Origin of the sequence: Rhodopirellula europaea 6C (assembly GCF_000338295.1) — a bacterium.
In the GTDB taxonomy this organism is placed as follows: domain Bacteria; phylum Planctomycetota; class Planctomycetia; order Pirellulales; family Pirellulaceae; genus Rhodopirellula; species Rhodopirellula europaea.
Genome location: NZ_ANMO01000112.1, coordinates 1 through 8,059 on the forward strand (window position 1 = coordinate 1; position 8,059 = coordinate 8,059).

Annotated in this window: 5 protein-coding genes and 1 pseudogene; 4 read left to right on the forward strand and 2 right to left on the reverse strand. The window is 56.0% G+C overall.

Annotated features, from left to right (window positions below):
* From RE6C_RS10850 to RE6C_RS10865, 4 genes are all read left to right on the forward strand, one after another.
* Nucleotides 1-1,071, forward strand: a 1,071-nt coding sequence (locus RE6C_RS10850; protein ID WP_236618104.1) for a sugar phosphate isomerase/epimerase family protein, incomplete at its 5' end; no start/stop codon positions are given.
* A 64-nt stretch (nucleotides 1,072-1,135) separates the two neighbouring features.
* Nucleotides 1,136-2,098, forward strand: a complete 963-nt coding sequence (locus RE6C_RS10855; protein WP_008656547.1) for an SGNH/GDSL hydrolase family protein — start codon at nucleotides 1,136-1,138, stop codon at nucleotides 2,096-2,098.
* A gap of 347 nt (nucleotides 2,099-2,445) precedes the next feature.
* Nucleotides 2,446-4,866: a PSD1 and planctomycete cytochrome C domain-containing protein gene (locus RE6C_RS10860; RefSeq protein WP_008656548.1), complete on the forward strand. Its 2,421-nt coding sequence runs from the start codon at nucleotides 2,446-2,448 to the stop codon at nucleotides 4,864-4,866.
* Nucleotides 4,856-6,313, forward strand: a complete 1,458-nt coding sequence (locus tag RE6C_RS10865; protein WP_039961786.1) for a DUF1501 domain-containing protein — start codon at nucleotides 4,856-4,858, stop codon at nucleotides 6,311-6,313. Before RE6C_RS10860 ends, RE6C_RS10865 begins: the two co-directional genes overlap by 11 nt.
* 181 nt (nucleotides 6,314-6,494) lie before the next feature.
* Here RE6C_RS10865 and RE6C_RS10875 read toward each other — a convergent pair whose 3' ends face one another.
* Together RE6C_RS10875 and RE6C_RS10880 are read right to left on the reverse strand one after the other, a co-directional pair.
* Nucleotides 6,495-7,118, reverse strand: a complete 624-nt coding sequence (locus RE6C_RS10875) for a metallophosphoesterase family protein (RefSeq protein ID WP_008656551.1) — start codon at nucleotides 7,116-7,118, stop codon at nucleotides 6,495-6,497.
* A 176-nt stretch (nucleotides 7,119-7,294) separates the two neighbouring features.
* A pseudogene (locus RE6C_RS10880) lies at nucleotides 7,295-8,059 on the reverse strand (TIGR03960 family B12-binding radical SAM protein); the annotation flags it as partial.

An 8,059-nucleotide genomic window follows, 5' to 3' on the forward strand; every position in this document is an offset into this window, starting at 1 on the left:
AGTGCCGCAGCCATCGCACGCATCCTGGCAGCATCTCGCCGCACGGCACCTCGCTTCATCGGCCAAAACCTGACAAACAACACTGACCGCAACCGTCGTGCCGAACAAAATTGGCTTCCAGCCTGTGAAGCACACACAGGCTGGAAGCCTATGCCACATTTCCTCCAACAGACAGCAGTCCCAATCATGCCCCAACTGGCCGCGTTTCCCAAAGCCTACATGACCGCGTTGTGCAAAGACGGCTCGATGAAGCTGGCCGAGTGGTTTGAACTTGCCTCGACGTTGGATGTTCAAGGCCTGGAGTTCTACGCCGGCTTTCTAGAACTGGAAGATCCAAGCAACTGGCCTTCGCTTCGCCAACAAGTCGATGACCTCGGGATGGTCATTCCGATGCTGTGTTGCTCGCCCGATTTCACCCACCCCGACCAAGCATTCCGTGACGCACAAATCCAACAGCAATTGCGTTGGATTGAGATGACAGACACGCTCGGAGGCAGCTACTGCCGAGTGCTCAGTGGACAGCGACGCCCCGAACTATCCAATGAAGAAGGCATTGAGTTGGCCGCCGACTGCATCACCCAGTGCCTTCCCTACGCTGCCGATCGCGGCATCACGCTGATCCTCGAGAACCACTACAAAGATGACTTCTGGGAGTACCCTGAGTTCGCGCAATCCATGGACGTGTTTTGCGATCTAGTGGATGCCATCGACCATCCGAACTTCGGCGTCAACTACGACCCCAGCAATGCGTTCTTAGCCGGCGACGATCCACTGGAATTGCTTCGCCGCGTGTCTCACCGCGTTGTCACCATGCACGCCAGCGATCGCTTTCTGATCGAAGGCACACTGGAAGACCTTCGCGCTGAAGAAGGTGGCTCGGTCGGTTACGCTCAAAGACTCCGTCATGGTGAAATCGGCAAAGGCCTGAACGACTACGATGCCATCTTTCGCGAATTAAAATCGAAAGGCTTTGATTCCTGGATCAGTATCGAAGATGGCGTGGATGGAATCGACCAACTCCGCCGCAGCGCCGACTTCCTACGCGGCAAAATTTCTGAACACTGGAATTGATTCGACCGCCCCATCCCACCTTCACGCCATTCAATCTCTGTCCCACCTCGAAAGAACGCCGCCCATGTCCAGTCGCCGGCCAGCAACCATCGACCCAACTCAACCCAAAAAGCTTGCCCGATTCGGTTTCGCAATTGCGGCTTGTCTGCTGCTGATCAGCCTGCCATGGAAGCCTCTCTTTGCTGATGAATCCGACATCGACTTGCTGGCCAAATCTCGCATCGCGGTCGTTGGGGACAGCATCACGCAAGCTGGACACTACGTTTCTTTTCTGTCGTATCAGTTGCAAAAAAGTTACCCCAAACGAACCTTCGACATCTATCCACTGGGATTGTCGAGTGAAACCGTCTCGGGACTGAGTGAAGACGGACACGCGGGAGGCCGATTCCCACGGCCATGTTTGTTCGAACGATTCGACCGCTTGCTCACCAAACTGAAGCCAGACGTTTTGATCGCATGCTACGGAATGAACGATGGAATCTACCAACCGCTGGAAGAAGGCCGATTCGCAGCGTTCCAGAACGGCATCCAAAACATGATCGCTCAAGCCAAACAGGCCGGCGTGAAGAAGATCTATCTGGTTACACCGCCGATCTACGACTACCAACCAAAAGATGACTCATTCAACTACGAATCCGTGCTCAGCGAATACGCTCGCTGGGAAACGAAACTGAACATTACGAATGTCAAAGTCATCGACCTGCACACAGAGATGCTTGCCGCCCGCAAGCAGCGTGACCAACCGTTTTCAAAAGACAAAGTGCACCCCAATGAAGACGGGCACTGGTTGATGGCACAAACCATCGCGTCCGCACTCGGAGCGAGCGAAACAAACATGACATTGGCAGAAGTCAAAGCGGATCCCGTTTTCGCGTCGATCGATGCGATCCGCAATCTTCGCTGGAAAGCCTGGATGAACCACATCGGATACACGCGAGAAAAAACCTACCCGCCGCAACCTCTTGGCGGGTCGGAAGCACTCGTTGCCGAGCAAAAAGAAGCGATCAAGACGCTCCTTTCACGCTAATACGTGCGAGCCAAATAGCCGCAAACCCTCCGTTTCGCCCATTTCTCCTACTCAAGAAAGAGGCCGAAAAGTTGCTTCGATCGCCCCATGAGAGGGTCACTACTCGATAGACTAGGGGAGCGTTGTCGATTTGTTACCCTCAAGCTTTTGCTAAGGGGCCGGATCGCACACGCAGGCATGCGGTTGGCCAGCGTTCCAATGGCAAACGCGAGGTCTCCCGGCCCGTGTTCAAGCGGCATGCTTCCCACCACAAAGCCATCACCCGGGTCAAGACTCGCAAGCGATGCCTGAAAAGGTCGTTCGTCGCAAGCGTTTCTTCCCGACGCGACCACTCGAGGCAAACGCAAGTGATCCCCACCTCCCTCCTGCATCGGCTTTCATTCCTATTCGGATGTGCAGGGATCGTTCTGGGAACGGCAGTCGCAAACGCTTCGTCACCTGCGTCTCGCGATCTGTTCGAAATCCATGTTCGTCCGACGCTGATCAAACACTGCATCCAGTGCCACGGCGAAACCGAACAAGAGGGCGGTCTGAAACTGACATCGCTGGACGCGCTACTGGAAGGCGGTGACTCCGGCCCCGCGATCGTTCCTGGCAACGCGGACGACAGTTTGATCCTAGAAGCGTTGCGATTCGAGTCGTTCGAAATGCCTCCCGCTGGCCAATTGGATGATCCAGTCGTCGACGGCTTTGCCAGCTGGATCACCGCCGGAGCATCATGGCCGGAAGATCTTGTTCTCACCCCGATGCCGATCATCACCGAGGATGACCGAGACTGGTGGTGTTACCAACCGATCGCGGATCCAGCCGTCCCGGACGTTGATGATGACAGCTGGTGCCGAAATGAGATCGACCGATTTGTTCTCGATCGTTTGAAGCAAAAGAACTTGCGTCCCGCGGATGAAGCCTCCGCGTCGCAGTTAACCCGACGTTTGCATTTCGCACTGACCGGGCTGCCACCAACTTGCCCGCCTCCAACCAGCAACCAACACGACGCCGCCACACCTGACGACTGGTACGAGGCACAACTCGATGAATTGCTGAGCAGTCCCGCATACGGTGAGCACCAAGCTCGCTATTGGTTGGACTTGGTTCGCTATGCGGACTCGGATGGTTACAACGCCGACCATGCCCGGCCCCACGCTCACCTCTATCGCGACTATGTCATCCGGTCGTTCAACGACGACAAACCCTACGATCGCTTTGTGTGCGAGCAACTGGCCGGTGACGAAATTGATCCGGGCAATCGCGATGCTTTGATTGGAACGATGTATCTGCGGCATTGGATCTATGAATGGAACCAGCGTGACGTGGAAGGCCAATGGCAAGAAATCATCAGCGACATCACTGAAACGACCGCCGACGTTTTCTTGGCGCAAGGTCTGAAGTGTGCTCGATGTCACGACCACAAATTCGATCCACTGTTGCAACGAGACTTCTTTGCTCTCAAAGCGTTTTTCACACCACTGCTGCCTCGCGAAGACTTCCCCGTCGCTGACGTAGCAACTCGTGAGGAGCACTATCAACAACTTAAGAAGTGGGAAGCGGCGACCGAATCCGTTCGCAAGCGATTGCATGAAATCGAAACCCCCGCGTTGCTCGCTCATGCAACTCGCGAGGGTGTTGACAAGTTCACCGAAGAAATTCAATCGATGATTGCCTGCCGACGCTGCGATCGATCCGAATACGAACATCAAATCGCTTCGCTGGCGTCCAACCAATTCGACCTTCACCCCGACAAGTTGCCTGAGTACCTCGATAGTGAGACGGAAACCGAACGTCAGCATCTTCGCAAACAACTGGCTCAGTTCGATCACCTAAAACCCAAACCGCTTCCGACGCTGCCCTTCGTTGCTGGTGACGTCGGCCCTCATTCGCCACCAACACTCATTCCCGACCAAGACACTTCGCCGATCGATCCGGGATACCCAACGATCTTGGATCTGGAACCCGCCGAGATCCTGTCGATCCCGGCTGTTTTGCAATCCACCGGACGCCGATCAACTTTGGCGAAATGGATCACCGACTCCAACAACCCACTGACCGCTCGCGTGATCGTCAACCGAGTTTGGCAGCAACACTTTGGCCGCGGGCTCGCTGAAACGGCCAGCGACTTCGGACGTCTCGGCACACCACCGTCACATCCCGAACTGCTTGATTGGTTGGCGACTCGGTTCATGGAGGATGGATGGAGCCTCAAGAAGCTGCATCGTCGAATCTTGATGTCGGCCACCTACCGCCAATCATCTTCGCGTCCGATGGACGACCACATTTCGGAGATCGATCCGCAAAACGTTTGGCTGTGGCGAATGAATCCTCGCCGTTTGTCGGGCGAAGAAATCCATGATGCCATGTTGGTGGCCAGCCAAGAAATGGCGACGGACAAACGAGCGATCTACAAGAATGTCAAACGCAACAAGCTCGATCCGTTGCTCGCTGCGTTCGACTTCCCCGATCGAGTTCGCAGCCAAGGCAAACGCCACCGAACGACGACTTCTCCGCAAGCGCTGTTGCTAATGAACAACAGTTGGATGCACGACCGCGCTAAGCGATTGGCCAAAGAATTCGCGGAGGACTCAGTCGACGAATTGGTCGATCAAATTCACCCTCGTTTGTTCCATCGATCCGCGACTGAGTGGGATCGTGAACGTGCCGCCGGATTCATCTCAGCCTATCCATCCGAATCCGAAGACGCGAACGATCAAGAAGCGAAGACCGCTCTCCTGCACGCCTACCTTTGTTCCAGCGAGATGATTTATGTCGATTGAAACATCCGCCTCTTCCAACGGCTTCTCACCACGACTTTCGTCACGCAGAGAAATGCTGCTGCAATGTGGTGGCGGCTTTGGTTCACTGGCATTGGCAGGCCTGCTGCAAGACACCGCATCGGCAGGCCCATCGTCGGAGGCTCCCTCGCCGCTGGCATCGAAACTGGTCCATCATCCAGCCAAAGCCAAAAGCGTGATCTTTCTGTTCATGGATGGCGGTCCCAGCCACCTGGACACGTTTGATCCGAAACCTGATCTCGACAAGTTGGCGGGCAAGCCAATCCCAGAGAGCTTCGGTCGCGTGCTGACTGCCATGGGTGAATTCGATTCACCGATCATGCCGACCCAGCGAAAGTGGGCCCAACACGGCGAAGGCGGACTTTGGATTTCGGATTGGTTACCGCACACCGCGAAGATGGCGGACGAGTTGGCCGTCATTCGTTCTTGCTGGACCAACGGCATCAATCACTCCGGCGGCATCTGCCAAATGAACACGGGCAGCCAATTCGCTGGGCGTCCTTCGCTGGGCAGTTGGGTGACCTATGGCATGGGCACCGAGAACGAAAACCTGCCCGCCTTTGTGGTCATGCAAGAAGGCAAGGGGCGTGTGATCAATGGAGCTCGTAACTGGGGTGCCGGCTTCATGCCCGCGATCTATCAGGGCACCACGATGCAGCGTACCGGATCGCCATTCACGAACCTGGATCGCCCCAAACATGTCGCTGGTCCCCAACAGCGGGCGGCACTCGACTTCCTGGCCGATTTGAATCAAGCCCACGCTGCCGAACGTTCCGACAACAGTGAATTGGAAGCACGCATCCGTAGCTTCGAACTCGCCTACCAAATGCAGTCCCATGCTCCCGACGCGGTGGATCTATCCCAAGAGACCGAGCAAACCAAATCAATGTACGGGCTCGATCAAAAGGAAACCGCCGACTACGGGCGGCAACTTTTGATGGCTCGTCGCTTGGTCGAACGAGGCGTCCGGTTCGTGCAGTGCTATCACGGTGCGGGAAGCAAGTGGGACGCTCACTCCAAAATTGAGTCCAACCACACACGCATGTGCCGCGGAATGGACTTGCCCGTCGCGGGATTGATCCAAGACCTCAAGCAACGCGGACTGCTCGATCAAACGTTGATCGTTTGGGGCGGCGAATTTGGACGGACGCCGATGAGCGAAAAAGGTGACGGCCGCGACCACAATCCGACTGGTTTTTCAATGTGGATGGCCGGCGGCGGTGTGCAAGGCGGCCAAGCCTACGGCACCACCGACGATCTTGGCCTGCACGCCGTGGAAGATCGCTTGCACGTGCACGACATCCATTCCACGATCTTGCACTTGATGGGCATCGATCACAGAAAGCTCATTTACTTGCACAAGGGTCGCCCCGAACGCATCGACCAAAACGAAGGCCGAGCGTATACGAAGATCGTCAAGCCGACCTAGAGAAATTCGCGGCGTGGGGGAAGGATGGCGTTGGGCAAAAAGAGAAAACAGTTGTCCCCAACTGTTCCGACGGGCGACACAGAACCGCCTGGCAACGTCATCTCCAAACCGAACTCAAACACGTTCGCGCAGTGCGTCTCGGCAACACCACCCGCCCACGCAAACGTTTGAGACAAACGTTCTACTCTGGGACATCCACAAAAACGCCACGCGGCCCGGCATTCAAAACCGGTGTTGAGCCCAATGTCACTTGGCGTTCCCAATCGCTATGGATGTGCCCGCAAACCGCGAACCGGGGCTTCTTCGCCAGGATCGTTTTGCGAATGCTTTGACTGCCGCGAATTTTTCCGGCGCTGTCGTGATCGACCGTGTCCAATGCGGGTGAGTGCGTGATCAAGATCGCTCCCTCAGGACATCCCGCCAGCATTTCGGTCGCCTGCTCTTCGTCGAAGTCATAACTCCAATCGCCAAACGGAGTCACCGGGATCCCGCCGCCAACGCCCCAAACCGGGACGGAGCTTCCGTGAAGTTCGATCTCGCATCCTTCTCCGTGCAAGACAATCGCGGCCTGCCATTCCACCGTCGCATCTCGCAACTCTTCCACGGTCTCACCGTTGCCGGGAACCAGCACAGTGGGCTTGGTGATCGATTGCAGGATAGCCAGCGTGTCAGCCAAACCTTCGTGCCGGTTGGCGAAGTCCCCCGCACCGAGAACCAAGTCCGCTTGATCGGCTAGCCCCACCAATCGCTTCGCAGCTTCTTGGTCACGATGCAGGTCACTGAAACAAAGAACTCGAATGCTCATGCGCTAGTCTTGTTGGGAAAGATTGGAAGAAAGAGACAAAGCAAAATCACAACCCGCAGCGTTAGCAAGGACATCCCAAACAAGCACGTTGGCCTCACCGCTGAAGCGATTGCCTTGCTGACGCTGCGGGTTATGACTTGCCGCGACACGGTGCAATCAATGAACGGTTCCAATTGCTAAGTCGCGTTGGCCATGTCGGTCAGTTGGATGGTCGCACGGCTTTGTTCTTTTTCAAGGTACGTGCGTCCGAACTTCACGTTGACGTGATCCCAAGGGAGCTTGTCCATCATTTCGTACTTCTGATGCACTTGTTGATCGACATCAATGCCAGCGTCCTCGATCGCTTGCCACCAACGTTCTGCGTCGAGGTGTTCGGTCCAACCATCCATGCGAGCCCCGCGTTCCCAGGCCAACCGAATGGCCTTGCCAGTCCGGCGGTCGCCGCGACTGATCACGCCTTCCAACAAGCTCGTTTCAATGTCGTGACACTTGATGTTCACGCTGCGAATCTTGCGGCGTTTCCAAAGGTAGTCGTGTGCCCAGCGAAAATATTCGCGAGACTGCATCCCGTTCCATTGATACGGCGTGTGTGATTTCGGAACGAAGTTCGAAACGCTGGCCGTGACTCGCGCGTAGCGGCCGTTGACCTCTTTGCCGACCGTCGAAATCGTTTCCGCCAAGTCCACGATGCCGTCCAAATCGACTGGCCGTTCGCCGGGCAAACCGCACATGAAGTACAGCTTCACGCTTTCGAAACCGTTTTGGAAAGCGGCCCGACACCCTTCGATCAAATCGCTGTTCTTGATCTTTTTGCGGATTTGTTGCCGCATGTCATCGCGAGCCACTTCGGGTGCCAATGTCAGCGATTTACGCCGTGTGCTACCCAGCAATTCCGGCAGCGTTCGCAACTGGTCGTTGACTCGCAAACTCGGCACGCTGAC

Coding starts and splice junctions, on each gene's coding strand:
- RE6C_RS10855 (WP_008656547.1), top strand. CDS start 1,136: ATGTCCAGTCGCCGGCCAGCAACCATCGACCCAACTCAACCCAAAAAG.
- RE6C_RS10865 (WP_039961786.1), top strand. CDS start 4,856: ATGTCGATTGAAACATCCGCCTCTTCCAACGGCTTCTCACCACGACTT.
- RE6C_RS10875 (WP_008656551.1), bottom strand. CDS start 7,118: ATGAGCATTCGAGTTCTTTGTTTCAGTGACCTGCATCGTGACCAAGAA.